Annotated in this window: 22 protein-coding genes; 16 read left to right on the plus strand and 6 right to left on the minus strand. The window is 46.9% G+C overall.

Features of this window, described 5'->3' with window-relative positions; translation table 11 throughout:
• Window positions 1–2: 2 nt before the first annotated feature.
• From QMA41_RS10735 to QMA41_RS10745, 3 genes are all read right to left on the minus strand, one after another.
• Window positions 3–1,214 carry a multidrug effflux MFS transporter gene (locus tag QMA41_RS10735; protein ID WP_281629620.1) on the minus strand — a complete coding sequence of 404 codons (1,212 nt, stop codon included), beginning with the start codon at window positions 1,212–1,214 and terminating at the stop codon, window positions 3–5.
• On the minus strand, window positions 1,207–1,854 hold the full coding sequence (locus QMA41_RS10740; RefSeq protein WP_281629740.1) for a recombinase family protein: 648 nt from the start codon (window positions 1,852–1,854) through the stop codon (window positions 1,207–1,209). Before QMA41_RS10740 ends, QMA41_RS10735 begins: the two co-directional genes overlap by 8 nt.
• Before the next feature lie 168 nt (window positions 1,855–2,022).
• The gene (locus tag QMA41_RS10745) at window positions 2,023–2,622 is read right to left on the minus strand and encodes a TetR/AcrR family transcriptional regulator (protein ID WP_281629621.1); all 600 of its coding nucleotides are present in this window, start codon (window positions 2,620–2,622) and stop codon (window positions 2,023–2,025) included.
• Between the two features lie 137 nt (window positions 2,623–2,759).
• Here QMA41_RS10745 and QMA41_RS10750 point away from each other — a divergent pair, with 137 nt between their 5' ends.
• The 10 genes from QMA41_RS10750 (at window position 2,760) to ugpC (ending at window position 14,962) form a co-directional block, all read left to right on the plus strand.
• Window positions 2,760–3,845: an efflux RND transporter periplasmic adaptor subunit gene (locus tag QMA41_RS10750; RefSeq protein WP_281629622.1), complete on the plus strand. Its 1,086-nt coding sequence runs from the start codon at window positions 2,760–2,762 to the stop codon at window positions 3,843–3,845.
• An 8-nt stretch (window positions 3,846–3,853) separates the two neighbouring features.
• Window positions 3,854–6,922: an efflux RND transporter permease subunit gene (locus QMA41_RS10755; protein ID WP_281629623.1), complete on the plus strand. Its 3,069-nt coding sequence runs from the start codon at window positions 3,854–3,856 to the stop codon at window positions 6,920–6,922.
• Between the two features lie 150 nt (window positions 6,923–7,072).
• Window positions 7,073–7,417: a multidrug efflux SMR transporter gene (locus QMA41_RS10760; protein ID WP_281629624.1), complete on the plus strand. Its 345-nt coding sequence runs from the start codon at window positions 7,073–7,075 to the stop codon at window positions 7,415–7,417.
• Window positions 7,418–7,491: 74 nt separating this feature from the next.
• Window positions 7,492–8,376, plus strand: coding sequence for a LysR substrate-binding domain-containing protein (locus QMA41_RS10765; protein ID WP_281629625.1), 885 nt, complete (start codon window positions 7,492–7,494; stop codon window positions 8,374–8,376).
• 106 nt (window positions 8,377–8,482) lie between these two features.
• On the plus strand, window positions 8,483–9,367 hold the full coding sequence (locus QMA41_RS10770; protein ID WP_281629626.1) for a sugar ABC transporter permease: 885 nt from the start codon (window positions 8,483–8,485) through the stop codon (window positions 9,365–9,367).
• A gap of 10 nt (window positions 9,368–9,377) precedes the next feature.
• Window positions 9,378–10,325, plus strand: coding sequence for a carbohydrate ABC transporter permease (locus tag QMA41_RS10775; protein WP_281629627.1), 948 nt, complete (start codon window positions 9,378–9,380; stop codon window positions 10,323–10,325).
• Between the two features lie 6 nt (window positions 10,326–10,331).
• Window positions 10,332–11,612 (plus strand): extracellular solute-binding protein, encoded by a 1,281-nt coding sequence (locus QMA41_RS10780; protein ID WP_031343002.1) that lies wholly within the window; start codon window positions 10,332–10,334, stop codon window positions 11,610–11,612.
• A 64-nt stretch (window positions 11,613–11,676) separates the two neighbouring features.
• Complete coding sequence (locus tag QMA41_RS10785; RefSeq protein WP_281629628.1) at window positions 11,677–13,098, plus strand: CehA/McbA family metallohydrolase; 1,422 nt, start codon at window positions 11,677–11,679, stop codon at window positions 13,096–13,098.
• Window positions 13,088–13,822, plus strand: a complete 735-nt coding sequence (locus QMA41_RS10790; RefSeq protein WP_021457371.1) for an HAD family hydrolase — start codon at window positions 13,088–13,090, stop codon at window positions 13,820–13,822. Before QMA41_RS10785 ends, QMA41_RS10790 begins: the two co-directional genes overlap by 11 nt.
• A 9-nt stretch (window positions 13,823–13,831) precedes the next feature.
• Window positions 13,832–14,962, plus strand: coding sequence for a sn-glycerol-3-phosphate ABC transporter ATP-binding protein UgpC (gene ugpC / locus QMA41_RS10795; RefSeq protein ID WP_095560039.1), 1,131 nt, complete (start codon window positions 13,832–13,834; stop codon window positions 14,960–14,962).
• A 60-nt stretch (window positions 14,963–15,022) separates the two neighbouring features.
• On the opposite strand, the gene QMA41_RS10800 is transcribed toward ugpC, so the two are convergent.
• Entirely contained in the window at window positions 15,023–15,448 is a 426-nt protein-coding gene (locus QMA41_RS10800; protein WP_281629629.1) for a universal stress protein, read from the minus strand.
• 269 nt (window positions 15,449–15,717) lie between these two features.
• On the opposite strand from QMA41_RS10800, the gene ascB reads away from it, so the two are divergent.
• The 5 genes from ascB to QMA41_RS10825 all read left to right on the plus strand — a co-directional run bounded on the left by ascB (window position 15,718) and on the right by QMA41_RS10825 (window position 24,025).
• Window positions 15,718–17,109, plus strand: a complete 1,392-nt coding sequence (gene ascB, locus QMA41_RS10805; RefSeq protein WP_281629742.1) for a 6-phospho-beta-glucosidase — start codon at window positions 15,718–15,720, stop codon at window positions 17,107–17,109.
• A gap of 278 nt (window positions 17,110–17,387) precedes the next feature.
• On the plus strand, window positions 17,388–19,262 hold the full coding sequence (gene mrdA, locus QMA41_RS10810; protein ID WP_281629630.1) for a penicillin-binding protein 2: 1,875 nt from the start codon (window positions 17,388–17,390) through the stop codon (window positions 19,260–19,262).
• Between the two features lie 119 nt (window positions 19,263–19,381).
• Window positions 19,382–21,028 carry a methyl-accepting chemotaxis protein gene (locus QMA41_RS10815; RefSeq protein ID WP_281629631.1) on the plus strand — a complete coding sequence of 549 codons (1,647 nt, stop codon included), beginning with the start codon at window positions 19,382–19,384 and terminating at the stop codon, window positions 21,026–21,028.
• Window positions 21,029–21,591: 563 nt separating this feature from the next.
• Complete coding sequence (locus tag QMA41_RS10820) at window positions 21,592–23,469, plus strand: PhoX family phosphatase (protein ID WP_281629632.1); 1,878 nt, start codon at window positions 21,592–21,594, stop codon at window positions 23,467–23,469.
• Between the two features lie 397 nt (window positions 23,470–23,866).
• A complete protein-coding gene (locus QMA41_RS10825) occupies window positions 23,867–24,025 on the plus strand; it encodes a hypothetical protein (protein WP_154351826.1) in 159 nt (52 codons plus the stop codon).
• A gap of 73 nt (window positions 24,026–24,098) precedes the next feature.
• On the opposite strand, the gene QMA41_RS10830 is transcribed toward QMA41_RS10825, so the two are convergent.
• A complete protein-coding gene (locus QMA41_RS10830; RefSeq protein ID WP_281629633.1) occupies window positions 24,099–25,202 on the minus strand; it encodes a DSD1 family PLP-dependent enzyme in 1,104 nt (367 codons plus the stop codon).
• Window positions 25,203–25,526: 324 nt separating this feature from the next.
• On the opposite strand from QMA41_RS10830, the gene QMA41_RS10835 reads away from it, so the two are divergent.
• Window positions 25,527–26,081, plus strand: a complete 555-nt coding sequence (locus QMA41_RS10835) for a VCBS domain-containing protein (protein WP_281629634.1) — start codon at window positions 25,527–25,529, stop codon at window positions 26,079–26,081.
• Here QMA41_RS10835 and QMA41_RS10840 read toward each other — a convergent pair.
• Window positions 26,078–26,971 (minus strand): LysR family transcriptional regulator, encoded by an 894-nt coding sequence (locus tag QMA41_RS10840; protein ID WP_043010952.1) that lies wholly within the window; start codon window positions 26,969–26,971, stop codon window positions 26,078–26,080. The genes QMA41_RS10835 and QMA41_RS10840 overlap by 4 nt on opposite strands.
• Between the last annotated feature and the right edge of the window lie 11 nt (window positions 26,972–26,982).

Below are 26,982 nucleotides of genomic sequence, written 5' to 3' on the forward strand. Positions count from 1 at the left end.
CGTTAACTGGCTTTGCTTTCTTCAATGGAACGCTGACTTAACGCTTCATGAGTACTGAATCCACGTACAATGTTACCCAGTGTAATGGCGGCGAATGCGAGAATCACAAAGCTCAAGTGCCATGCTTGATTCAAACCCAGTGTGACCAGCGCCATGCTGACGATAGATGAGATGATCATTTGCCCGCCACCAGACATAGCCGCCGCCGCGCCCGCTTGTTTCTTGTAGGGTTGCATCACCATTGCCTGAGCACAGGGTAGGGCGATCCCGTTACCTAAAATCATCAATAGCTGACCCAGCATCAGATAGAGTGGCTCAAGCGGACAGAAGAAAAACCATAGCGCAGAAGCAAGGTGCAACACAGGTGTGCACAACAGCATTTTCTTACTGCCAATTATCGGTCTTACTCGATTGCAGATACTGGTACCTGTCAGCATGCCCAATGCCGGAATGAGCGCCCACATGGCGTATTCATCTGATGTCATTCCAATCTGATCTTGCATGATAAAGGGCATCACTGAGACGGTGGTGATCATCAGGCTGAAGTTCAACCAGCCGATACTGGCGAAGCTGATGAAGTATCGTGAGGTGAGTAATTCGCGATATTGTCTCAGCATATTGACCGGTGAAGGTAGAGGCTTGGTTTGGCTCAATGTTTCATCAAAACGAATCGCAATGATCGCCCAAGCGATAGCTACATAACCTAGTAATGAGACAAACACCATACTCCAGCCGAAGTGGAAGTTGATAAAGCCGCCCAATACGGGTGCTATCAAAGGTGTGATTGACGCCGCCATAGCGATGTAAGAAAGGGCGACAGGCAGTTGGGCACCACTGTAGCGATCTCTGGTTGAGGCTCGGGCCAATACCGCACAGCAACCTGTTCCTAAGCCTTGCAGCAATCGTCCAAGTACCATTCCGGTAAATGAGTCGCTGAAGGAGATAATCAGCACTAAGCCTGTCAGTGCAATCAATAAACCTGCCAGCAATACCTTTTTGCGTCCTAGCGAATCGGAGATAGGACCGTATAGGAACTGTGAAGGCCCAAAGCCAAGTAAGTACACACTGACTAACAACTGAGCCTGATCGAGTGAGATGCTAAAGTCGCGAGCTATCCACGGTAGTGAAGGAAACACCAGCCCCATGCTTAACTGGCCAATACTGATGATTAAGCAGGCGAGCAGAATGGCTCTTGGCTGGATAGCCTTACTCATCATTTTCCCCACACGCAGACGGACCTTTTGCTCGGCGTTTGAGGCAGCCCTCATCATCATCTTGTTGTAGCTTGGCTTTGACTCTTTTAACTGTCGATAGGCTGACATCGCATTGTTCAGCCACGCTATGCAGTGTTTTACCTTGCATCAAAAGCTCGGCAATCTGGCGATGTTTCTGTTTGTCGGCTGGGCGGCCACGGAATTTCTGTTTCCACAGTTCAGGGTTATCTTTGAGCTGCTTACGTCCCATCTCTGCCGCGAATAAGCGATGCTGAGTTTGCACTTGTCCGTAACCCGACAGTAGGGCGAGTAGAGTTTGGCTTTGTATTGTGTTGGGTTCGAGTCGCAATGGCTCACATACGGTTTGTAAATTGACGCCTTTGTTTTGAAGTCGCTCCACCACGCCAAGTGCCTGACTAAAATCATGGCCAAATGCACTTAGCCACCAAATCACCACGGTATCGCCAGTTTTTAGCGTGTCTAAAAGCTTTACGAACTCAGGACGCTCCATCGCTGGAACGTATCCACGCACTTTGTCCTGAAAGTGTTTTGCTTCAGGAGCGCAACTCTGCATTTGCTCAAGTTGCTGAGAGTAGGCTTGGTTTTTTGGAGAAAATCGAGAGTAAAGGTACGTCGCCATAAAAATGTTTTGGTTCATTTGGTGTGATAGGTCATAAATATAGATGGGTTCATAAATAAGTTCAACACCAAATGAACCATTGCCATGGAGAGATGGCTTAACCTATTGAGAAAAGGAGAGATAAATTTTGGGCGTCAGAAGCGTTCTGAGCCCAAGTTCGGAAAGAGGTTACTTTAGCGTGTGGCTCAAGAACAGGTCGACACAACTCTTGATGTATTGATGCTTTTGTTCGTGAGATTCTTCGATGTTCTCACCGAGATAGCGCCAGTAGACCGCCTTGCCATGAAACATCAGCAGTAACTGAATGGCGCTTTGATGACTGGAGACATCAAGTTGAATGGTGCCGTCTTCAATTTTCTTATCCAGATATTGCTCAAGCATTTTGGTTGTTTGAATCGGGCCGTACTCTAAATAGGTGGCGGTAAACTCCGGGTGAGTATCGATGTTGCTGACCGCATTTCGATACGTTTGTTGGGCGCCTGGGTTCAGCAGAGTTTGGTGAAAACCCATCCCAAATTTCACCAAAGCCTCTTCAATTGGCAGGCTGAGATCAAGCACCGCTTCATTCGCTTGATACTCCAAGCATTTGTTTCTCATGCACGTTTCAAACAACAAGTCCTTGGTTTTGAAATGCGAGTATATGGTTTGTTTCGAAACATCTGCGAGCTTCGAAATACTATCCATACTGGCACCGTAGCCGTGGACACCGAATAATTCAGTGGCCGCTTGGAGAATTCTTTGGCGTTTTAATTCACTGGCACTTGTCATCGATCTTTCGCAATTTGCAGGACACGAGCCAAACATATCAATATCAAACTGGACAGTCTAGTTTTGTTGCTGTTTAATATGTGATCAAACTAGACCGTCTAGTTTGATTGTTGATTTTTGGTTAACGAGGCTGACTTATGCTGTATCAGAATAAAATGGCGACAGCGCTGGTAATGACAACTCTATTGCTGGTTTCTGGGTGCTCTGAATCCGTGGGTGAAGAACCTAAACCAATAAACCTAATCACCGTAGACTCAAAAAACATTGAGAAAAGTGATGGATATGTTGTCCCTAGAGAATATGTCGGCGTTGTTCAGGCAGCGCAGCGAGCAAATCTTGGCTTTGAGCTGGCAGGGAAAGTGCTCAGTATCAATGTGGATGTGGGTGATCAAGTTAAGCAAGGTGATACCCTAGTGACGCTGGACACTCAATTACTTGATGCTGAGAGAAATGAGCTGTTGGCACAACTGGAGGAGATCCGTTCTCAGGCCAAATTGACCGACAGTAATCTTAAACGTCAGTATTCGCTGCAAAAGAAAGGTTTCAGTTCTGAGTCTGAAATTGATGCGCTCACCAGTGAAAAAGAGAGCCTTGCCGCTAACGCACTGCGAGTAAAATCTGCACTTGAAGCCAATTCACTCAAACTAGAAAAGTCGATACTAAAAGCGCCTTATGCGGGAGTGGTGAGTAAACGTTTTGTATCGATAGGTGATGTGGTTTCTACGGGCACTGCGACCTTATCTTTACTGTCATCGGACAACAAAGAAGCGCTTATTGGCATTAATCGTAAAGACATCAAGAAATTCTCTCAGCTCAAAAATGTCAGCATAACCGTCAATGATAAGCCCTATGCGGCCACCTTACTATCTCATCCTTCGAACGTTGATAGTAATTCTCGCAGTGTCGGGTTGCGTTTTCTTCTTCAGGACAGCGGGGCTGTTTTAGATGGTGAATTGGCTTATCTGACCTTTGAAAAATCGTACACCGATAGTGGATTCTGGATTCCTGCCACGGCTCTGACCGATGGGGTTCGCGGTACATGGAATGTGTACACTTTGGGTTCAAAGCAAGGGCAGAAAATTATCGAGCGAAGAGTGGTGAACGTTCTGTTTGCCAGCAACGATTCAGTGTATGTACAAGGTAGCCTTAGCGGTGGTGACGAAATCGTGACTTCCGGGCTGCATAAAGTGGTCCCCGGCCAACCAGTGCAAACTGCTGAGTGAGTGTCGTCATGAAGTATCAAAGTATCCTTTCCAATACCCGTTTGATGATTCTTGCCGTGGCGTTTCTTATTGTCAGTGGCTTGTCTGCGTTTCAGACTTTGCCCAGAGCCGAAGACCCGATTATTGCTAACCGCAACGCGACCATCACAGCGGTTTATCCCGGTGCGAGCGCAACTCGGGTGGAATCACTGGTGACAGAAGTTATCGAGAATAAGCTCAGGCAGATTGATGAAATTAATCTCATTACGTCGACGTCACGAATGGGGATTGCAGTGATAGGCGTCGAGCTGAATGAATCGATTACAGACTCCGATCCTGTCTGGTCCAAAGTGCGCGACAAGCTGTCTGATGTAGAACCGGAACTGCCCGCGGAAGCTTTGCCGCCTGAATTAGACAGTGATCGCACCTACGCATTTACCACTATCATAGGTCTAAAATGGCAAGGCGTTGGTGAGCCTGAATTGCTCACTATGGGGCGCTATGCCAAAGAGCTGGGAACGCGTCTTAGAACCATGTCAGGTACCGAATTTGTGGATGAATACGGTCTCCCTGATGAGGAAATCGTGGTTAATCTCAATGTCAGTGATGCGGTTTCGCTTGGTGTCTCTGCCCAGCAACTTGCCAGTGTGCTTGAAGGCGCCGATGCAAAAAATTCCGCAGGGGAACTGAATACTCAGGATACCCGCTATGGTCTTGAGCTGACGTCCAATCTGGACTCACTTGAAAGAATCCGTAACGTGCCTGTTGCGGTAGATGAAAATGGGCATACGGTTCAAATTGGCGATATTGCACAAGTCAGGCGCTCGGCCAAAGCCCCGTATGATGAAATAGTGTTGCTGGATGGTCAGCCAGGGGTGATCGTTGCGGCGCGCATGCAATCCAATTTGCGTGTCGATAAATGGACACCAGCAGCGATGAAGGTGCTAGCGCAGTTCGAGCAAGAGCTACCAAAAGAAATTCGCGCCGATGTGCTGTTCAGCCAACAGGGCTACACGGAAAACCGTCTGTTTGAGCTCAGTGAGAGCTTAATGATTGGTTTAGCGTTGGTATTGACCGTTCTGCTGTTTACATTGGGTATTAGAGCAGCGGTCATCATCGCTTTGGCGTTGCCTCTGACTATGCTGATGACGACGACTTTCATGAAGTTCCTCGGTATTCCTATCAACCAGATGTCGGTGACGGGGTTCATCGTTGCATTGGGCATCATGGTCGATAATGCGGTCGTGATGGTCGACACTATCCAAAGTTATCGATTGAAAGGCATGGCGAAGTTGGAATCGGCCATGAAGGCGATTCAACACTTATGGGTGCCGCTGCTTGGGTCAACACTGACTACAGTGCTGGCCTTTGCACCGATCTTTTTGATGCCGGGAGCCACGGGAGAGTTTGTGGGTGCTATCGCCCTGACGGTGTCGTTTTCTCTGATTGGATCTTACATCATTTCCCATTCGATCATCGCGGCATTGTCGAGTGTCTTTTTGCCTCGTCAGCAGGAAGGCCACCACTGGTATCAGACAGGTGTAACGATTCCGGCCCTCAGCCGAGGGTTCTCTGCCTCAGTCGCTTGGTCGATTCGACACCCTTTCCTCGCTGTTGGGCTATCTATGGTGCTGCCGCTAGTCGGGTTCTGGAGTACGTCTCAGCTTACCGAACAGTTTTTCCCGACCTCGGACCGTGACATGTTTGAAGTGCAGGTATTTCTTCCTCCACAATCGAGTATTTACGCAACGGAAGCGACCACGGAGATTATTCAGGATTTAATCACAGCTGAACAAGGCGTTGAGCAGGTCCACTGGGTTGTCGGGGCTTCCTTCCCTTCTTTTTATTACAACCTGGTCGGCAATCAACAAAAAGCGCCATACTTTGCTCAGGCAATGGTGAAAACCGTCGATTTTCAGACCGCAAACGCCTTAATACCCAAGCTTCAGACGTTACTGGATAAGAAAGTGCCACAAGCGCAGGTGCTGGTCAGAAAGCTAGAACAAGGCCCACCGTTTAATGCCCCTGTCGAGCTGCGAGTGTATGGCAACAATCTAGAACAACTGAAATCGATTGGTGAAGATATTCGCCTGATCCTTTCTCAAGTGTCCCATGTGACTCATACACGTGAGAGCCTGACGTCCGGTGTGCCTCAGTATAGTGTGACGGTGGATGAGCAGGCGATCCAGATGAATGGGGTGAGCCTAAATCAATTTGCGGGCTTACTTCAGTCAACACTTGTCGGTAGAGAAAGTGGCAGCGTGATTGAAGGGACAGAGTCGATTCCCGTCCGTGTTCGGGTTAAGGATGAGCAACGCGAAAGCTACAGTGATTTAAACAATCTTCGTTTTCCACTAATGCAAAGTGATGCGGAACTGGGCACTACCGTACTTAACTTATCCTCTTTGGAGCTGACACCAAGTCGAGGCAATATTACTCGTCGTAATGGTGTTCGCGTTAACACCATCGAAGGGTATATCGAAGCGGGAGTGTTACCCCAAACTGTGCTAAACGATTTTAAAAAAGCACTGGAAGGCTACTCGTTTCCTGCTGGCTACCGAGTTGAATTTGGAGGCGAAGCCGCTGAACGTGATGAGTCGGTTAACAGCCTGATTGGTAATGTCTCTCTGGTGATGATTCTCATGGTGCTGGTTGTGGTGTTGTCATTCAATTCATTCAGGCTGAGTGCGGTGATATTTCTCGTCGCGGGACTGGCTGCAGGGTTGGGCATTCTTTCCGTATGGTTGTTCAGTTATCCGTTTGGCTTTACCGTCATCATTGCGCTGCTGGGGGTGATAGGTCTTGCGATTAACGCGGCTATCGTGATCCTTGCAGAATTGAGGGCGGATACCGATGCGCTCAATGGCGATTCAGAGGCGATTTTGGCCGCCGTCATGAGCTGTACTCGCCACATTACGTCGACCACGATTACGACTATTGGTGGCTTCTTGCCTTTAATTCTCGCTAGTGGTGGTTTCTGGCCGCCGTTTGCGGTGGCGATCGCTGGGGGGACGGCACTGACGACTCTGCTATCGTTCTATTTTGTGCCTTCCATTTTCACCTTGTTAACCAAGCTACCGTACAAAATAGCGGCTTAAAGCATCGCCGCTCTGAACCACTAAGTTCATAGCGATGATTCACTTCAGAAAACCTAAGCACTTTGCTTAGGTTTTCTATTAGGTATCGACACAATAGTGACATGCAAGCTCATTAGCCTGCCCGATTTACACTATAAATGCGGGTTAAATATGTTGTTGTCCTTACCACCTGCGGTGACCCTGATTATCGCTATTGTTCTAGAAGTCTTCGCCACCTCTTGGTTGCCAAAAACGCAGCAGTTTACGGCGTTGTATCCTACATTAGGCGTGTTAGTGGGCTATGGAGTAGCGTTTTATCTACTTTCGTTGACAGTACAGAGCATGGCGTTAGGCGTGGCTTATGCGATCTGGTGTGGCGCAGGTATTGTTCTTGTCGCTGCTCTTTCCTGGCTGGTCTATGGACAAAAGTTGGATGTGTATGCTTTGGTTGGTATCAGCTTTATCCTGTGTGGGACGGTGATCATAAATCTGTTCTCCAGCTCCGTTAGTCATTAATCTGTCATCTTCGCGTCGAAAATCTGCAACCTGATTGAAGTAGTTTTCAGTTTTATTTCAATCAGGTGAACGCCATGTTACCTCCTTTACGTGCTCTGGTCGCTTTTGAAGCGGTTGCCCGGCTTGGCTCGATTGGAGCCGCTGCTCGGGAATTGTGTGTTACGCAGGCTGCTGTAAGCCAACAGTTGAAAAGTCTGGAAGCGTTTCTTGATACGACGTTGTTTGAGCGAACGCAAAAGGGCGTCAGGTTGACGTCGTCTGCTCAGCAGTACCAACCGATTGTTTCTGGCTCCCTGGCTCACCTTAAACTTCAGACTCAACTGCTGTTCGGTGAAAAGGAAACTGATGTACTGAGCCTCAGAGTGAACCACACTCTTTGCCATAACTGGCTCCTACCGCGCTTACCGCATTTTTACAACAAATACCCTTTCATTCGCCTTGATATTCAGTTGGTCGACTGGCCTTCAACTACACCTTGTCAGAACGTTGATATCGAATTGACCAATGGCAAAGTGGAAAGTGAAGACACCAGTGCTGAGCGACTCTTTCAGGAACACTGGCAACTGGTGTGCAGTCCTGAGTTCAAACATAGCTATCAAACTCAGCTTGATGAGCGCGATTTTTCACAGCTTCCTGCCGTGCAAGTAAAGGGATATCAGGAGAACTGGCTTCAGTGGCTCAGCCACAATCAGTTCGATGCGATGCTGCCCAAAGTTCAGCTCGAAATCAGTAACTCTCTGCATGCTTTGGAAGCGGTCAAACATGGTGTCGGTGCGTTGTTGGTGAGGTCGCTGGCGGTGTCAGAACTGTTAAAGAGTGAAGAGCTGGTATTGGCGGTGGATGCCTCTATGCCAGCGGAATCGGGCCATTATCTGATCACCAAAAACAGTCGTAATGCCAAGGTCAATTTCTTTTGTGACTGGCTGCACCATCAGATTAAAGATGATGGCTTGGCTTAAAGATTTTCTTATGAGTGCCCATAAAAAAAATGAGGGGCACTCCAACAGGCTTGTCATATAGCGCACTTAGTTTATTGACATATCACGGAAGTACTAAGGTCAAACCATGAGTACCATCTCACAACAAATATCGAACCACCTCAAAGTGCTGTTGTTTACTGCACCACTGCTGATTCCACTGGTGGCTTTTTGGTTAGTGCCGTTCGGCTACTCCATTTATATCAGCTTTACAGATTGGGATTATATCTCGCCAGAATACGATTTCATCGGCTTGGAAAACTATCAGTATATGGTCGAGGATTTCGAGTTCACTCAGGCGTTACTCAATACATTTTGGTTTTCTCTTGGTGTGGTTATTCCGACTGTGGTATTGGGGCTTATCTTTGCTTTACTGCTGCATAAAAACTTTGCGGGCAGCCAGTTTTATCGTGCGGTGATCTTCTCACCCTGGATTACACCAACGGTTGCGGTGTCGATTGTCTGGTCTTGGGTGTTTGAGTCCCAATCCGGTCTGGCGAATCAAATTCTGATGTCGATGGGTTTCGACAAGATTGCGTGGTTGGAGCAGGGCGATACTGCCATGGTCGCGGTGATTATTGTCACTATCTGGCAGGCCATCGGCTGGACAATGCTGTTTTACATCAGCGCGCTCAACAAAATCCCGAGTTCTCTCTATGAAGCGTCACTGATTGACGGTTGCAGCAGTCTGACTCGCTTTTTCAAAATCACCTTACCTCTAGTATCGCCGACAACTTTCTTCTTGTTGGTGGTCAACATCATCAATGCGGTTCAGGCGTTTGACCAGTTCCAGATCCTGACGCAAGGCGGGCCTGGTGGTGAGACTCGCACACTGCTTTATCTCTTCTATCAGCAAGCGTTTGAGCGTTATGAAATGGGGCCGGCGGCGGCGACATCATTGGTGATTTTCCTGATCACTGGACTATTGGCACTGGCAAATACCTACATTGGTAAACGCTGGGTTTACTACTGAGGATAGGATTATGACGACACAAGTTATGGATAGCGCGCCACGATTACGCCAGACAAATGGGTCACTTCAAGCGGCGACCACTGACAAGTCATTACCAGCTAGTCAGGAAACCGCCAGTAAGCGGCTGGAAATACAAACACTGACTTCGATAGGTAAGCACCTGTTCCTCGCCATATGCGGAATACTGATGGTGTTCCCTTTCCTCTGGATGTTGTCTGGTTCTCTGAAATCGAACGATGAGATTTTCGCTAGCCCGCTTAACTTGATTCCGGAGCAATTTCGCTGGGAGACCTTTGTTGAAACGTTTCATAGTGCACCATTTGGTCTGTACATTTTCAACAGTTTCAGTGTCGCGCTTTTTACGACTTTGCTAGTGATCATCAATTCTGCGATGTTCGCTTATGCCTTGACTCAGCTGAAATTCCGCTCAAAGACGGTGCTCTATTTTGTTGTGATGGGCTGTTACATGTTGCCGGGGGCGGTGACTTACATTCCATCTTACATCACGCTGGCGAAGCTGGGGCTGCTTGACTCACATATGGGGCTGGTGGTGTCCAATGCCGCGTCTATTTTTGGCGTTTTCTACCTGCGTCAGGTCTTCATCAAAATCCATCCGTCACTGATCGAAGCGGCACGCATTGATGGTGCTGGTGAGCTGAAAATCTTATGGGCGATTTTGCTGCCTCAATGCAGAGCAGCGGTCGCAACCTTGTTCCTGATTACTTTTATCACGAACTACAACAGTTACATGTGGCCGAGTCTGGTGATCACTTCACAAGAGCTGAACCTGATTGCAACCGGGATTCGCCACTACTTCATCGCTGAAGGCAATTACGGTCTTAACTGGTCGCAAATTATGGCAGCCAGCACGATTGCCGTATTGCCTTTGTTGATTCTATTCGTCTTGTGTCAAAAGACGATTCTTTCAGGTATCGCCGATAACGGCGTAAAAGAGTAAATGGAAATGAAACTAAAAACTCTCGCACTAGTGTGTGCTGGCGCAGCGAGCGCTTCAATGGTCTCGGGTAGCGTTCTGGCAAAAACGGAAGTGAATTTCTGGTATTCCGGCGGTACAAAACCTCAGAAGCTGATGACTCAGCTTATTGAAGAGTTTAATGCCAGCCAAGATGAATATGTCATCAAGCCAGCATTGCAAGGAAACTACACCGAAACGTATCAGAAACTGCAGGCCGGTTTGGCTTCAAAAACCGCTCCGGAAGTGGTTCTGCTTGACTCGGTCCGAGCTGAGGCGATGTATGAGCGCGGCTTGAGTCGTGATCTTAAACCGTATATGGACGCAGAGTTCAACTTCTCGGATTTTGTCGGGGCGTTTAAAGATCAGGTGACGGCTGAAGATGGAACAGTGATTGGCTTACCAGCTTATGGTACGACTCAGGTGTTTTACTACAACAAGAAAGTGTTGGCAGATAATGGCTTTACAGAGAAAGACCTGAGTACCTGGCAGGGGGTGGCTAAAGTTGCTGAGAAAGTGACTCAGCGAGATGCGAAAGGCAACACGACTTTTTATGGCTGGGAACCGATGTGGGGTCAGGACAATATGATCGACGCCGCTTTCTCTAATGGCGCTAAGGTGATCAGCGATGATGGCAAAACAGTACTGATTGACTCAAAGCAATGGGTTGAAGTGTGGGACAGCTTCCGTAAATGGATTCACGAAGACCAAATCATGCGTATTCACCACGGTGGTCAGGGCTGGGAGTACTGGTACAAGACCATTGATGATGTCATGAAAGACAACGCCCTTGGTTACACAGGCTCATCGGGTGATCAGGGCGATCTCGATTTCACTAAACTTGCTGCAACCACGCAGCCTGGTTGGGGTTCTCACCCATCCGCACCTCAAGCAGGCGCTTTGGTATACGTAATGCCGAAAGGGACCGATGACAAGGCAGCACAAGGTGCGTTTGAGTTTATGGAGTTTTATACCAACGCTAAGAACACCGCGAACTGGTCTATGTTCACAGGTTACATCCCTGTACGTATGAGTGTAGAAAGCGTGCCTGAGTATCAGGCGTTCACCAAGGACAACCCACAAGCGCTGATTCCGTTAAAGCAGGCAAGCTTCGCCAGCCAGGATTTCCTAGACCCAACGAATGGCAAGATCATGGATGCCCTGAAAGTGGCTGCCGATCAGATTCAAATTCAGAACGTACCTGCTGAGAAAGCGCTGAAACAAGCGGCGAAGAAAGCGCAGCGTGCACTGGACAGAGCCAACCGTTCTTAATCTTGATAAGGAGCCTGCCTAGGTAGGCTCCTCCATCCTACAGTGGATTTAATTGGTGAAACCGATGACAGAATTTCAAGGTGAACTGACCTTCGGCAGAGTGTCGTTGTCGTTTATGGTTCCGCACGGTGCTGAGGCCGTTCAAATTACGGGCACGACCGTGACCAAAGGGTCCTTATACGCAGCGGCGTACGATAGTCATGGTCATTTTCGCGGCAAGGTATTGTTTGAAAAGGCCCATAAGTCACTGAATATATGTACGGAATATTCGGGGTTTGGTGCTATCGACGGCGAGCTGATTGCTGGAGAGTGGTCTCTGGAGCTATACAACCTTGAAGGTGAGTTTCGTTCCGAGCGGGCGATGCAGTATCAGGTGAATATCGCGTTTGATCAACCGGTTGATACTCTAGCTATAGACAGTGTATCAACTGTAGGGTTGGATCATCAGATTTCTTTTGATTACAGTCGGTTATTGAGCTCAGAGTCTCGTTGGTATCGAGGTGACCTGCATGCACATACTCAGTTATCTGATGGACACAACACCCTCGCGGCAGCCAAGCAGATAGTCGAAGCGCAGGGCTTAGATTTCTTCTTCCTTACTGAACACAACATCTGCCAGCCAAGATTACCTTTGTCTGAGCAATGCCTGTTTATGCCTGCCCTTGAAGTGACTACAGACCTTGGGCACTTCAATGTTCATGGTCCACAATCTGCGCTGGATTTGCGTCATGTTGAACATAGCAGCCAAAGTGTTATGGAAGCAGGATTGGCATTGGCCAATGCATCTCATAGCTCTATCAGTGTTAACCACCCGATGATGAAGCCATGGCATTGGCATTATGCACCGCTCGAACTCGACAAAGTATCGACGTTTGAGGTGTGTTGCGATCCGACTTGGCCAACATCACCTAAAGCGACAAACTCAGCGCTTAAGGTATTGAACGAAATGTGGAATTGCGGCCATAGAATCAGCGCCATTGGCGGCAGTGATTCCCACCTAGAGCCTCATGAGCGCAATCCGAAAGCGACGGAACCTTCACTCTACGGTGACCCGTCAACCTTTGTGTTTAGTCATGGACTGTGTGGTGAAGGCATTCTCGCTGGGCTACGGAACGGACATGTCTATTTAGAGCGTCGCTGCGGCTTATCTTTTGCCATCAACAGCAACGAATTATTACCCGGCTGCGATTCTAAAGGGCAGGCTTTGTGCTACCAGTTAGCTGTGGACGATGATGAGCATACTTATTGCGCCGAATGTATTGTCGATGGCGTTGTCGTTGCCAAAGTCACGTTGCACAACACCGAACAAATACTGTTTGTAGAAGCAGGCTACTCTTGGTGCCGCATCGATATCCGCCGCGCCGAGAATGATGAATTTGAAGGCTGTATTAACGCCGTTTATGACGGCGACCAACTCATTTTTACTACGCCTCTGGTCAAAACCTGGGGTGAACTTATGGAGCGATTTAATAGTGATGAAGTTTAAAGCACTATTGTTTGATAAAGATGGCACGCTGTTGGAATTCCACAATATGTGGCTCAACGCTTCACGCAGTGCGTGCCAGACCGTAAAGGATTTCAGTGACACAAACCAGGGTCATCAAAACGTCACAGTTACGGAGTTACTCTTAGCCATCGGCGTAGAGGGCGACTCAGTTGATAACCACGGTTTGTTGGCGTCCAACCCGGTGGAAGATACGGCCAAAGCTTGGTTCGAGATCCTACGCCCAGTCGTTTCTCTGGAAATGTTTACCCGTGTGACCAAAGAGGCGTTTAACCATCATGTCGCTAATCATCCTGAATGGGTTGAAGCGCTGCCAGGGGTAACAGAAAAACTGGATTCACTTAAGCAGCAGGGCATGATTCTTGGCATTGCTACCGCGGATACCAAGGACTCAACACTCTACACTTTACAGCAATCTGGTTTGAGCGAGATGTTTGATTATGTCGGTTACTCGGATGGTGACATCGAACCAAAGCCAGCCCCTGCACTGCTGAATGCCTTTTGTCAGCAATGCGGTGTTGAGCCACACGAAGTGATCATGTTTGGCGATACGGTGTCAGATATGGAATTTGGCACCAATGCGGGCGCGAAGAAAATCGGTGTTCTAACTGGAACCGCATTGGAAAGCGAACTGACGCCTGTTGCAGATCTGGTGATTCCATCGGTAGCCCATTTTGACCCACACGCATTTAACGAGTTGATTTAAGGATAAGCTATGGCGGAAGTCACGCTTAAAGGGGTGGAAAAAACCTACCCGAATGGATTCAAAGCGGTTCATGGTGTTGACCTGAACATTCGCGAAGGCGAGTTTATGGTGTTTGTTGGGCCGTCTGGCTGTGCTAAGTCGACGACCTTAAGAATGATCGCAGGCCTAGAAGAGATTTCTCACGGTGATGTCTATATCGGTGACAAACGCGTCAACGATTTACCGCCGAAAGATCGTGGTATCTCAATGGTGTTTCAGAACTATGCGCTATACCCACATATGTCGGTGTATGAAAACATGGCATTCGGGCTTAAACAGCAAAAACTGGCAAAGTCAGAAATTGAACTGCGTATTTCTGAGGCGGCAAAAACGTTAGAGATTGAGCATTTACTGCAAAATAAACCCGGTGAAATGTCAGGTGGTCAAAGACAGCGTGTCGCGCTTGGTCGTGCGATGGTCCGCAAGCCAGATGTGTTTCTGTTTGATGAGCCGTTGTCGAACCTTGATGCCAAATTGCGAGTGTCTACCCGAGTGAGCATTGCTCAGTTGCACTCTGATCTCAAAGCGGAAGGGCAGAATGCGACCATGATTTATGTGACCCACGATCAGGTGGAAGCCATGACGCTTGGGGATCGCATTTGTGTGCTCAATCAGGGGGAAATCATGCAAGTGGATACCCCAATGAACTTATACCGCTATCCAGCCAACAAATTTGTGGCAGGTTTTATTGGCTCTCCGGCGATGAACATCATTAAAGCCCGTATTGACGAGATTGATGGCGTGATGAATGCCATAGCAGAGAGCGGTAACCGATGGACGTTGCCAGAAAGTAAGCAAGATTTAGCAAGGCAAAAAATCGGCCAGTGGGTGTGGTTTGGTATTCGCCCTGAGCATATTCAACTGGCGAACCATGATGCGCTACTTTCAGAGGTCAATATTCAACGTCATCCTATCAATGTCGTTGAATCGATGGGGAATGAGCTGTACCTCTATTTCCAACTCGGTAATGACAAATTGATTGCTCGCGTGCCATTTGATGCAGATCGCATGGTGTTTAATGGTGAAGAGGCGTTATTGAATTTTAATGTCTCTGAGTGCCACCTTTTTGATATCGAGACCGAGCAGGCGCTCGTGCAGTAGCACATAAAATGATGAAGCCATCCGTATAAGGATGGCTTTTTTGATTTTTAACTCGCTGGATTAGTTTGGAATTGGCACAACCAGAATGTCGACCGGAGATTTGTTGATCAGGTGTCTTGAATAAGAAATGATCTTACTCCAGAAGTCCTGATGGTGGCCACATATCAGCAAATCAACACTGTTTTCCGTAATGGTGTCATTGAGCTTATCGCCCAGATCGCCAGTCCCGACTAAAAAATGCTTCACAGGAAAATCTAGCTTGGCTTGGAATGCGCGCAACCATTCCATGGAGTGTTCGTTGAGTGGTCTGATGCTGGCGTCAGCGTGAATGTCGACCAGCTCCGGATAGATTTCTCCATGGGTGCCATCAATGTGGATGAGCGATATCTCCGCGTCATGTTGCTTAGCCATAAATACCGCTCTTTCAATCAACACATTACTCTCTTCAGAAAGTTCCAGCGCGACCAGAATATGTCGATATTTCATTACCATGTCCTCTTATTGAACTGACTCATTTCATCATAGAGTGAATCGCTGAAAAATTTTGTCTAAGAGATCGCGGAAATGCTACAAATTGCATTGGTTGGTATGTACAAATGCTCGCATGTTTCGTTAATCGGTCATCTTAATCATGCACTCTTTTTTTTGTGTTGATAACCTTAAAAACTAGGAAATAACTATCTCACACCTCAGCCTCATTTTGTTCCTAAAATGTGGGTTACACTCAGTTCAGACTCGAAGTGAGAGAGAATATGATGACAACATTTCCTAAGCATTTTCTGTGGGGCGGCGCGATTGCGGCGAATCAGGTGGAAGGCAGTTTTGATCTTGATGGTAAAGGGCTGTCGACGTCCGACATGTTGCCCAATGGAATTCTCAGTCCGCACCAGACGCGCCAACAACGCACCGATGGTATTAAAGATCTGGCGATAGATTTTTACCAGCGTTACCCAGAAGATATCGCTCTGTTTAATGAAATGGGGTTTAACTGTCTGAGGTTGTCCATTGCTTGGACGCGTATATTCCCGAATGGCGATGAATCTGAGCCCAATGAAGAAGGCTTGGCGTATTATGATCGTATCTTCAACGAATTAGCGAAACATGACATTATGCCTTTTGTCACCTTGTCTCATTATGAGATGCCTTATGCGTTGGTAGAAAACTATGGCGGTTGGGCAAGCCGTGAACTGATTGGCTTCTTTGAACGCTATGCTCGTACCGTGTTTGAGCGCTATCAGAACAAGGTTAAGCTGTGGTTGACGTTCAATGAAATCAACATGTCTCTACACGCGCCGTTTACCGGTGTGGGCTTAGCTGAAGAGGCTAGTGAGCAGGCTATTTATCAGGCAATACATCATCAGCTTGTCGCTAATGCAAAAGCGGTGAAACTATGTCATGAGATTATTCCAGATGCCAAGATAGGTAACATGTTGCTTGGTGCACTCAATTATCCGTATACCTGCAATCCCGACGATGTCATCGCGGCGATGCAGGAAAATAACAAATGGCTGTTTTTTGGTGATGTCCAGACTCGTGGTCGTTACCCAGGTTACATGCTTCGCTATTTCCGTGAAAAAGGGATTGAGATCGACATGCAGCCAGGTGATGTAGAGGAACTGGCGAGCGCCAGCGTTGACTTCATTTCATTCAGCTATTATGCGAGTGGCTGTGCTAGTGCGGATCCCAAGCAGAAAGAGGTCGGTAACATTGTCGACAGCGTGCCTAATCCGTATTTAGAGAAAAGTCAGTGGGGTTGGCTAATTGATCCGAAAGGGCTACGCATTTTGCTTAACTTTCTTTATGACCGCTATCAGAAGCCGTTGTTCATTGTTGAAAATGGGCTTGGGGCGCGCGATGAAATTAACGCCAATGGGGAGATAGAAGATGATTATCGCATTGCCTATCTCAATGACCACTTGGTTCAGGCCAGAGAAGCCGTATTGGATGGAGTGGAGCTGATGGGCTTCACCAGTTGGGGCCCGATTGATTTAGTAGCCAATTCTACGGCAGAAATGAGTAAGCGTTACGGTTACATTTATGTTGATCGCCATGACGATGGTAGTGGTACATTAGAGCGTAAGCGCAAGAAAAGCTTTTTCTGGTATCAGGACGTTATCCGAACACACGGAGCATCGCTAAAATCTTGAAGTAAAGGAGCCAATGGGCTCCTTTACTTTATCCTCTGATAGGAGAGGAAGAAATCAATGGCAGACTTTAAGTCTTGCTGCTCTTTCAGGTTATTTTCTGACTCGCTTGAGAGACTAGTTGATTTGGGGATGTTGACACTCTTCGTACATAACGCTTACCCGTTGTTGTTAAAGTAATCGCCAATGTAACCAAATGTAAATATATTGACAGGTGTAGGACGAAAAAATCACCGTCAATTTGTTCCCCTATTATGAAGTTCAATCGACAACGTACCCACATGCGCAATCATGAGTGGGAAGTTAAGCTATTCCAACGCCGCGCGGTCGTGGCTTTTATTGCGATGATCGCCCTATTGGGTGTGCTGGTGGCAAACCTCTACCACTTGGAAGTCAAAGATTTTGACTACTACCAGACCCGAGCAAATGACAACCGTATTCAGGTTCTGCCTATTTCTCCTCCTCGAGGGCTGATTTATGACCGCAACGGCCATCTCATAGCCAAAAACATTCCTGTTTATGTGTTGGATGTGTTTCCGGATAAAGCGCTCAACCTCGAACAATCCATTGTTAACTTGCAAAAATATGTCGATTTATCACCAGAGCAGGTGAACCAGCTTGAACATCTACATCGCAGGCGTTTCAAGGCGGTGACCATCAAGGGGGAGTTATCTGAGTTGGAAGTGGCCCGTTTCTCTGCGCATCAACACGAATTTCCGGGTTTTGTAATCAACGCTGAAATGAAACGTTTTTATCCTTATGGTGCGTCACTGACGCATGTTGTAGGTTACGTTTCTCACATCAATGATCGCGATATTGAGCGTCTCAAGCGTCAGGATGAGTTGTCCAACTACCGGGCAACGAAGAACATCGGCAAGCTCGGGATCGAGCGCTACTACGAAAAAATGCTCCACGGCGAGCAAGGTTACGAAGAAGTCGAAGTGAACAGTCGTGGTCGAGTGATTCGCACCCTCGAATATGTGCCTCCTGTCGCGGGTAAAGACATCGTACTGAACATTGACGCCGATTTACAAAATTATGTCTACAAACTATTGGGAGACAGGCAGGGTAGTGCGGTGGTACTCGACCCGAAAGACAACAGTGTACTCGCGATGGCATCCAGTCCCAGTTATGACCCAAACCCTTTTGTCGATGGGATATCAGGGCCTGCGTATCGTAAATTACTTGAAGATGCTCACCACCCACTGGTCAATCGTGCCACCCTTGGTGTGTATCCGCCCGCCTCTACAGTGAAGCCCTTCATGGCGATTGCAGGGCTGACTGAACATGTCATCAGCCCTACTACGATTCGTAACGATCACGGTCGTTGGCAGATTCCTGGCTCCAGTCGTCACTCCAAAGCTTGGCGTGACTGGCGCCGCTGGGGGCATGGTGATGTTGATGTCACGCTAGCGATTGAAGAGTCGGTAGATTCGTTTTTCTATCAGATGGCTTACGATTTGGGGATTGATCGTATCTCGGACTGGATGGGGCTGTTTGGGTTTGGTCAGCTAACCGGCATAGATATTCTGGAGGAAACGGAAGCCAATATGCCGACCCGAGAGTGGAAACAGCGTCGCCACCATCAACCTTGGTATAAAGGGGATACGGTGCCTATTGGTATTGGACAGGGTTACTGGACGGCCACACCGTTGCAAATTGCTAAAGCGACATCGGTATTGGTCAATCACGGCAATGTCACGCCACCTCATCTGCTGAAAGCGGTCATTGAGCATGGTCAAAGCTTTGAGTCTGCGACGTTAGTTGATGAGCCAGTGACTAACAACATGAAACAAGTGGATGACAGTTCATGGGATATTGCTCTGAATGCAATGCGACTGGTGAATGAAGGCCCAAGAGGTTCAGGCCGAAGAGCGTTCAGAGGGACCGAGTATTGCAGTGGTGGTAAGTCGGGAACCGCACAGGTTTTCGGCCTGAAGAAAGACGAAGTCTATAACTCCAAAGAATTGAGTCACAACCTTCTCGATCACGGCTTGTTTACAGGGTTTGCTCCGTGTCGCAATCCTGAGTATGTCACGACAGTCGTCATCGAACACGGTAATGGTGGTTCCAAAGTGGGTGCGCCGTTTGTTCGAAATGTGTTTGATCACTTGCTGACTGAAAAGGGTAAACATGCCCCCAGAAAGCAGACTTAAGTGAGAGTTTCTACGTATTAACCCATCTATAGGATGAATTTTTGATGATCGGTAGCGAGTTTCAATATTGTCATCTAGATTCATATGGTTAGTTGGAAAATATGAGTAGGGATAAGAACATGAAGCGACTTTTGTCTCAGTGGTCTGTTACCAATCGTTTGGTAGCTATTTTCGTTGTATTTGTCGTCACTATTGTTTTGATTGCGACCGATATTATTGTGACTTTGGAAAAGAATAAGCAGGATGGCACGGTGATTAATGTTGCTGGCCGACAGCGAATGTTGACCAAGAAGTTTGCCAGTGAGGTCATGCTTTCTGTATATGAGGGGCATAAGTCAGCTCATTCTCAGCTCAATTACGACAATACCATCAAACTTTACGAGACCTCACTCAAGGCGTTAAAAAGTGGTGGCCAGACCTTCTCAGATTTACCGATGAAAAATCCGATTAACCTTGCTGAAAGTACAGCAGAAGACTTTAAAAACAGGCTCAACACGGTAGAGCAGCTCTGGAATACGCAAAAAGCCATGGCTTTTTCTTTGTTGCAACAAACGGACAATCCGACGGAGGAGCAGGTTGATAAGTTTATGTTGGCCAATCACAAAACACTCGGAGCGATGCACCAAGCGGTACTTAGCTATAACCGCTATGCAGACGCTAATGTGAAAGGCTTGAAGCAAGACATTTTAGTCATCTCTGGTGTCGGCATACTGCTCGTCATTGTGCTTTCTTACTTGATTGGGAAAAGCTTAACACAGCCAATTCATCAATTGGTCGCGGTGAGCAGAGACACAAGAAAAGGTGATCTGGAGGACAAAGATCATATCAATGAGCTGGTCAATAATAGTGAGCTTGGCCTGTTGGCGAGGAATATCCAGTCGATGAGACACGCATTGTCTTCGGTGGTCAAAGGTCTCAAAACTAGTGCGGACAACATCTCTAGTTTATCGAGTCGAGTTGAGTCTCTGTCACAAGAGGTGAACGAGAGCTACGATGATGAGAAACGCAAATACGAAGAGATTGCTCAAATTTCAGATGGTTTGGTGGATTCCTTTGATCGCGTTTCAGGAGTGGTTGATCAAACCTTGGAGTCTGCCGCTCAAAGTCAAACCAGTGCAAAGCGTGGCTTAGATTCAGTTCACGCCAACATGAAAGCGGTAGAGCTAGCGTCTGCTGAGTCGCAGAAAGTGTCTGAGAACATTCAGGAACTGAGTTCTGTTGCCGAGCAAGTGTATAGCATAATTGATGTTATCCAGACCATTGCCGAGCAGACCAATTTATTGGCACTTAATGCTGCAATCGAGGCTGCACGGGCAGGTGAACAAGGGCGAGGCTTTGCCGTTGTTGCAGATGAAGTCCGAATGTTGGCTAGTAAAACCAATGACTCAACTGGGGAAATCAGTAGCTTGCTCAATGATTTGACAGAGCGAGTGAAAGTCTCTGTTGAGTCTGTGGCGCAACTGCAGAAAGAAGTAGAAAACAGTAAGCAATGCAGTAGTGATACTGCGGATAACATCGATAAGATTTCCAGCTCGATTACGTTGACGGTCGAACAGCAGAATGAAATTGCGGCACTTATTGATGAGCAGTCTCGAAGTATTCACGATCTCAAACAAGCACAGGACTACCTGTCTAACCTTCTTCAGAACACCAATAAGAAGATCATGGACAGTTCCCACATTGCGGTTGATATGAGTGATATGGCGAAGGGTATCTCATCAACCTTAGATGATTTCTCGTTGTCTGCTCGGAACGTTAAATCATGATTTTTAGCTTGGTCTAGTAGTGTTAAGTCTCTGATAACAGAAGCCCCTATATGGGGCTTCTGTTATTGTGCAGGAGTAAGGTTTCTGTGCTTTAGAAACACAAAAGCTGGCAACGGATTGCCAGCTTAGACGTTGATAGCCTGCTAGAGTAGGCTGAAAGGATGCACGTTACTTCTTGTTTGTGTCTTTATTGGCGTCTTTCCAATATTGAATTCGGACACGATGAAGTTGTGCTTTTCTCATTTTCTTCATGATATTCCCTCACTTTTTAATGGCTTGCTCGTCACTGAGCATATGTGAATCAAGTTCCTCATGAACAAGATTTAATGTAGCGACCAAACTCGAAGATCGCTAGGGTTTAGATCACATTTTTTTGTATGTACGTCATACCTTATTTATATAAAGTGAATATGAGCTCACTTTAATAGGATTGCAATGTAACTAAAATAAAACTGCAATACCGCCTTTATCTAATAGAAACAATACTTTAACGCGATTGTCATTTTTACTATCTATCATCTGCTCGCTATTAATAAAAAACATACTCGAGCAAGGAGTCAGCAATGTGGAATCGCGATGAGCAAGATTCTCAATTCAGCCAAATGATCGAGGCGAGACTATCACGTCGTCGTTTCTTGGCTGGTACCGCAGCAGTGGGTGCAGGCGCATTTCTGTCGCTTAACCCAATCACTAAGGCATTTGCCGCAGACAAGAAAAGCGCACTACTGAATTTTGACGCTGTTCCGGCTTCTACAGAAGATGCGATTATTGTGCCAAAAGGCTATAAAGCAACACCTTTGTTATCTTGGGGTGACCCAATATTTGCTGATGCGCCAGAATTCGATCCGAGCGGTAAGCAAGACTCAAAAGCTCAACTACGCCAGTTCGGTGACAATACTGACGGCATGAGCTTATTCCCAATCGCGAAAGACCGTGCCGTAATTGCGGTTAACAATGAATACACCAACTACGAATACCTGTTTGACCATGGCGGTAAAGCGATGACCGCAGATGATGTCATAAAATCACAGGCCGCTCACGGTGTGACTGTGTTTGAAATCGTTAAGTCTGGCGGTGAGTGGAAGCTGGACAAAAACGGTAAGCGTAACCGTCGAATTACTGCTGCTACAGAAATGCAGCTCACAGGTCCAGCTGCTGGTCATGATTTGATGAAGACCAAGCTCGATCCGACAGGTATGAAACCATTGGGTACATTTAACAACTGTGCAAATGGCCAAACACCATGGGGCACGTACCTGACATGTGAAGAGAACTTCAATGGCTACTTTGGTACCAGCGGTAGCGCTGAAGTCTCGGACGACCATGTACGCTATGGTGTTGAGCCTAAGCCTAGCAAATACCAATGGCATGACACCGATGAGCGTTTTGATGTAGCTAAGCATCCAAATGAACCACATCGCTTTGGTTGGGTTGTTGAGATAGATCCGAACGACCCGACTTCAACACCGCTTAAGCGCACTGCACTAGGCCGATTCAAGCACGAAAATGCAGCATTGCTGGTCAATGACGACGGCCATGTGGTTGTCTACTTGGGTGATGACGAACGTGGTGAACACCTTTACAAGTTCGTTTCTAAGAACAAATATCAGCCAGGCAACAACACAGCAAATCGCGATCTACTGGAAGAAGGGACATTGTATGTTGCCAAATTCGAGATGGAAGACGCTGAACTGAAGGGTAAAGGCCAGTGGCTGGAGCTTACATATGGTAAGAATGGCCTGACGAAAGAAAATGGCTTCCATGACCAAGCGGAAGTGGTGACCTTTGCTCGTCGAGCGGCGACTCAAGTTGGTGCAACCACAATGGACCGCCCAGAATGGGTTGCGGTGCACCCTGACAACCAACACGTTTTCTGTACGTTGACCAACAACAAAAACCGTGGTGTAAAAGAAGGCCAACCGGTTGGTGGACCAAACCCTCGCAAAGAAAACCATTATGGTCAGATTGTTCGCTGGGTACCGCAAGGTGGTGACCACACCAGCGAAGGATTTGAATGGGATCTGTACCTGATTGCGGGTAATCCAAAGGTGCATAAAGGCAACCTTTATGCAGGTAGCGAGAACATCAATGAAGGCAACATGTTCAACAGCCCGGATGGTATTGGTTTTGATAAAGCAGGACGTCTGTGGATTCAAACCGATGGTAACTACTCCAACAAAGGCGATTTTGCAGGTCAAGGTAATAACCAGATGTTGTGTGGTGACCCTATGACTGGCGAGGTTCGTCGCTTCCTGACTGGTCCTGTAGCGTGTGAAATTACCGGCCTGACTTTCTCAGAAGATTACAAGACGATGTTTGTTGGTGTTCAGCATCCAGGTGAGAAAGGTGCTCCGTCTCATTTCCCTGCCGGTGGTAACAGCAAACCTCGCTCTACAATTATGGCTATCACACGCGAAGATGGCGGCGTGATAGGCGCATAAATACACAAATTCCTGTAGGGAATACTTGCACTACTTCAAGGGGCGTTTCGCCCCTTTTTTGAACTTTGAGAAAGGCTAGCAAGGATAAATATGCGCAAATGAGCATAAAAATTGTGATCTTATGTCTGCTAACCACTAAATGTAGTTGCTCAGTTTGTACGGTATAACTATATTGAAAAGGTGCCCACATAATTTAAAGGTGTAGAGACCCGAGTAAACTCACAGAGTTGATACGAAAAATTGAACGAAAACGAAACACATGGCTCAGTGATGTTCCCACTGAGGGTGAATCGAAAGCGTCTAAGAATAAAGTATTTACAAAGGCCTTTTAGCTCATCGCTCCGGCGACGCCACATCTTAAGTTATCGGTACGTATGTTGATAACCAAGGAGGAGGTTTGGCTATGGTTGTTCTGGGTTTAGTAACTCTGGGTATCGTTGTTTTCTTTGCTTGTTGGGTATGCCAACACGGTCTGCCAGTTTTTGGTATGCAGCTGGATGAAACTGATCAGCTACTCCTTGCGGAAGCCGCTGGAAAAGACGTATTGGAAGCATAAATTTCATTTACTTATGGATATCGCAAAAAGGAGCCGTTGGCTCCTTTTTTAATGTCAGAAATAGGCCGTGGAGTTAGTCTGAGCGGCCACGCCCTGCAATCTTCCATTTATCGACAACCTCACCTTGCCTAACCACATACAAATGGTCGAAGTTGTTCAGCGTGGTATCGCAGTGGCTCGGAGTTAAAACAAGCGTTTCGCCGATACTAAGTGGATTGTCTTCACTAAGATGAAGAATGCCATGCTCATCCCCACCACATTGATAGGTAAGATCAGGGCGAGATTCAACAATCGGCATACCTAGATCAATTGAGAGTGACTTCATACCCGCATCAATAACGGCGCGTTGCGGGGTTGGGTGGCTAATCACGGTGCTTAACACTTTGAGTGCAGAGTTGAACTGTTGGTTAAGATTTGCATCTTGCTCATCGCCAATATTGCAATAAGAGTTATCCATAAACAGATAAGAGCCGGCTTGTATCTCAGTGTACGCTAGCCCCTGATAAGCTTGATACGTCCCAGTGCCGCCTCCACTGATGATTTCTGGGGCAAGATGGCGTGGCTTTAATTGAGTATCGATAAAATCAAACAGCTCAGTCACTGCGGAGCGTGCTTGTTGTTGTCTCTGTTCAAAGCCTTTGATCAGTTGTAAGTGACCGCTGTACGCCTGAATCCCAGCGTAATGAACCCCTTCGGTCTGAACGACTTTCTCTATGATCTCCAGCAGTCCTTGACCCACAGCGACACCGCATCGCTGCTGACCACTTTCTACTTCAATCAAAAGGTTGACCGTGACATCTGCCTGCTTAGCTAGCTCAGCGATTGATTCCACATGCTGAGGGTGATCAATAACTTGATAGAGCGTGGCTTGCGGGTATTGGCTATGAAGTTCTATCAGACGTTGATACTTAGCCTGACCAGCAATTGGGGTTGTGATTAGGATGTCAGTGATACCACCTTGAAGCATCACTTCCGCCTCTCCTAGCTTTGATGTACAGATGCCTTGTGCGCCATGTTCAATTTGCTTGTGGGCCAGTTGTGGGATTTTATGTGCCTTCGTATGAGGGCGGAGAGTTAAGCCTAGTTGATTAATTCTGCGTTGCATCTCAGCTAAGTTATGTTCGACAGTCTCGATGTCGATAAACAAAGCCGGTGTATCGATGTGTTCTAGTTTCATTTTTACATACTTATTGTTTTTTGAGCCGCGCTAGATTAGCACTCAGACAGTCATGTTGATTAAGAATATTGTTAAATATTGGTGCTTTAAGATCGTTAGCAAATTGAAAATGAGTGATCGACTTTTGTTGTGTTTTGCATTTCATATTGAGAATCAGATTGTGCTCTGATTTTGTCAATTTCTATCATTATGAATTATATGCACTTTTGTGCTTATATTTATTTCCTGTTTTTTGGCACGTGGCTTGCCTTAATCAATTTACCTAGCTTGATTCAATATGCGTTCGATTTTGACAAGTGTAATCAGAGAAAATAGGAGAAGGTTATGGCTCACTCAACTAACACACATCGTTTCAGAAGCGCTGTAAACCATGCAGATACCTATGCTCTGACTGATACCAACCCGTCTAGTACTCTAGGCTCAAGAGCTTATCGTTTGGCATCACTGTCGCTTTTACCTAGCCCTCCAGAGGGAGTTAGAGATAGAGTAAGCCGAATGCTCGGCAAGAGTTTTCATCAAGCAGATTCTGAGTACGCGGAGGAAAAAAATGAGCTTTCAGAATGGGGCCCTTCTCCGCTATTGATTGATTCAGGAAGACTTCTTATTTCGAGCGGTCATCGTCGCCAGACCCAGTTCGACCCCAATAGTGTTGTTGCAGGCAAGGATACGCTCGGTTCTCTCAATATTAACAAGGATGGATACTGGGATTATTCGGTTTACAATATCAAGATGCAGTTTCTCAAGCAGGGTGAGCGTAAGCTTGAAAGTTTCTCTTTATACTCTGATGCAGGCGATCCTGTTACTGTGACACTCACTTTGATTGGTGTGGAAGGCGGTGCTGTGATTGAGGAGCTAGCAACAGAAGTAACCATAGGTTAGTTGTGATGAAAGTAAGGGGAAATTTCTTTCATTATGGTCGTAAAGCGTTGCGGTAACTGGCGATGTCTTTTGGTCAGAAAATATAGGGTTTCTACGACTTCATGTTCTGCCTGATAAATGGCAATTTTGTCTCTATTTGAAAATGAATCGAGAGCACTTTTAGGCAACACAGTAAACCCAAGCCCTTTTGCAACAGGTAACAATATTTGGCTCAGCTGATTGATATACCCCGTGACCGGAATATCGTCGATGTTGATCTTCTCTAGCAAAGGTTCACCACACTGGGCAAAGTAAAGAGAGAGATAGTGAATAGCATCGGGATGCTGAATCAAACCAATCGATTTCAAAATCTCAGGTGTTAAGCTGTTTACTGCCATTTTGGCTGGTAGCATCAGGCAAAGAGGCTCGATGCCCAACATCTCTGATTCGAAACGAGAGTCGGAAGGAATGTGAGTAACGATCCCAATATCACTCTCTCCAGATAACACATCCGCCAAAATTTTATGGTGAGGAGCAGCTTCCAGTTTTGGAACTAGCTTTGGGTATTTACATTGTAAATTAAGAAGATGCGGATAGAGCAGTAACGCCAGAGAGCCAGAGCAGGACAGCGAAACGTTGCCTGAATAAGGGTCTTCAATATTGAGTGAGTTAAGTAGTTCAGTCTGTTGGCGCTCAACTTCTAGGGCATAGAGATAGACAGATTGCCCCGCTTCTGTGATTTCAAATGTTTTGTTGTGTCTGGCGATGAGAGCATGACCGCATGCTTGCTCAAGCTTTTTGATGTGCTGGCTAACCCCTGGTTGGGTCATAAAAAGCCTTTCAGCGGTTTTAGTGAAGTGGCCAGTATCGATCAGTGTTTGAAAGGTTTTCAGCCATAGTGGGTTGAGCATCGTCATCGTTT

It is taken from the genome of Vibrio sp. St2 (genome assembly GCF_947311885.1).
Taxonomy (GTDB): domain Bacteria; phylum Pseudomonadota; class Gammaproteobacteria; order Enterobacterales; family Vibrionaceae; genus Vibrio; species Vibrio coralliilyticus.

Bases quoted from the DNA above. Each gene is read 5' to 3' on its own strand.
- QMA41_RS10735 (WP_281629620.1), bottom strand. From the start codon at position 1,214: ATGAGTAAGGCTATCCAGCCAAGAGCCATTCTGCTCGCCTGCTTAATC.
- QMA41_RS10740 (WP_281629740.1), bottom strand. From the start codon at position 1,854: ATGGCGACGTACCTTTACTCTCGATTTTCTCCAAAAAACCAAGCCTAC.
- QMA41_RS10745 (WP_281629621.1), bottom strand. From the start codon at position 2,622: ATGACAAGTGCCAGTGAATTAAAACGCCAAAGAATTCTCCAAGCGGCC.
- QMA41_RS10750 (WP_281629622.1), top strand. From the start codon at position 2,760: ATGCTGTATCAGAATAAAATGGCGACAGCGCTGGTAATGACAACTCTA.
- QMA41_RS10755 (WP_281629623.1), top strand. From the start codon at position 3,854: ATGAAGTATCAAAGTATCCTTTCCAATACCCGTTTGATGATTCTTGCC.
- QMA41_RS10760 (WP_281629624.1), top strand. From the start codon at position 7,073: ATGTTGTTGTCCTTACCACCTGCGGTGACCCTGATTATCGCTATTGTT.
- QMA41_RS10765 (WP_281629625.1), top strand. From the start codon at position 7,492: ATGTTACCTCCTTTACGTGCTCTGGTCGCTTTTGAAGCGGTTGCCCGG.
- QMA41_RS10770 (WP_281629626.1), top strand. From the start codon at position 8,483: ATGAGTACCATCTCACAACAAATATCGAACCACCTCAAAGTGCTGTTG.
- QMA41_RS10775 (WP_281629627.1), top strand. From the start codon at position 9,378: ATGACGACACAAGTTATGGATAGCGCGCCACGATTACGCCAGACAAAT.
- QMA41_RS10780 (WP_031343002.1), top strand. From the start codon at position 10,332: ATGAAACTAAAAACTCTCGCACTAGTGTGTGCTGGCGCAGCGAGCGCT.
- QMA41_RS10785 (WP_281629628.1), top strand. From the start codon at position 11,677: ATGACAGAATTTCAAGGTGAACTGACCTTCGGCAGAGTGTCGTTGTCG.
- QMA41_RS10790 (WP_021457371.1), top strand. From the start codon at position 13,088: ATGAAGTTTAAAGCACTATTGTTTGATAAAGATGGCACGCTGTTGGAA.
- ugpC (WP_095560039.1), top strand. From the start codon at position 13,832: ATGGCGGAAGTCACGCTTAAAGGGGTGGAAAAAACCTACCCGAATGGA.
- QMA41_RS10800 (WP_281629629.1), bottom strand. From the start codon at position 15,448: ATGAAATATCGACATATTCTGGTCGCGCTGGAACTTTCTGAAGAGAGT.
- ascB (WP_281629742.1), top strand. From the start codon at position 15,718: ATGACAACATTTCCTAAGCATTTTCTGTGGGGCGGCGCGATTGCGGCG.
- mrdA (WP_281629630.1), top strand. From the start codon at position 17,388: ATGCGCAATCATGAGTGGGAAGTTAAGCTATTCCAACGCCGCGCGGTC.
- QMA41_RS10815 (WP_281629631.1), top strand. From the start codon at position 19,382: ATGAAGCGACTTTTGTCTCAGTGGTCTGTTACCAATCGTTTGGTAGCT.
- QMA41_RS10820 (WP_281629632.1), top strand. From the start codon at position 21,592: ATGTGGAATCGCGATGAGCAAGATTCTCAATTCAGCCAAATGATCGAG.
- QMA41_RS10830 (WP_281629633.1), bottom strand. From the start codon at position 25,202: ATGAAACTAGAACACATCGATACACCGGCTTTGTTTATCGACATCGAG.
- QMA41_RS10835 (WP_281629634.1), top strand. From the start codon at position 25,527: ATGGCTCACTCAACTAACACACATCGTTTCAGAAGCGCTGTAAACCAT.
- QMA41_RS10840 (WP_043010952.1), bottom strand. From the start codon at position 26,971: ATGCTCAACCCACTATGGCTGAAAACCTTTCAAACACTGATCGATACT.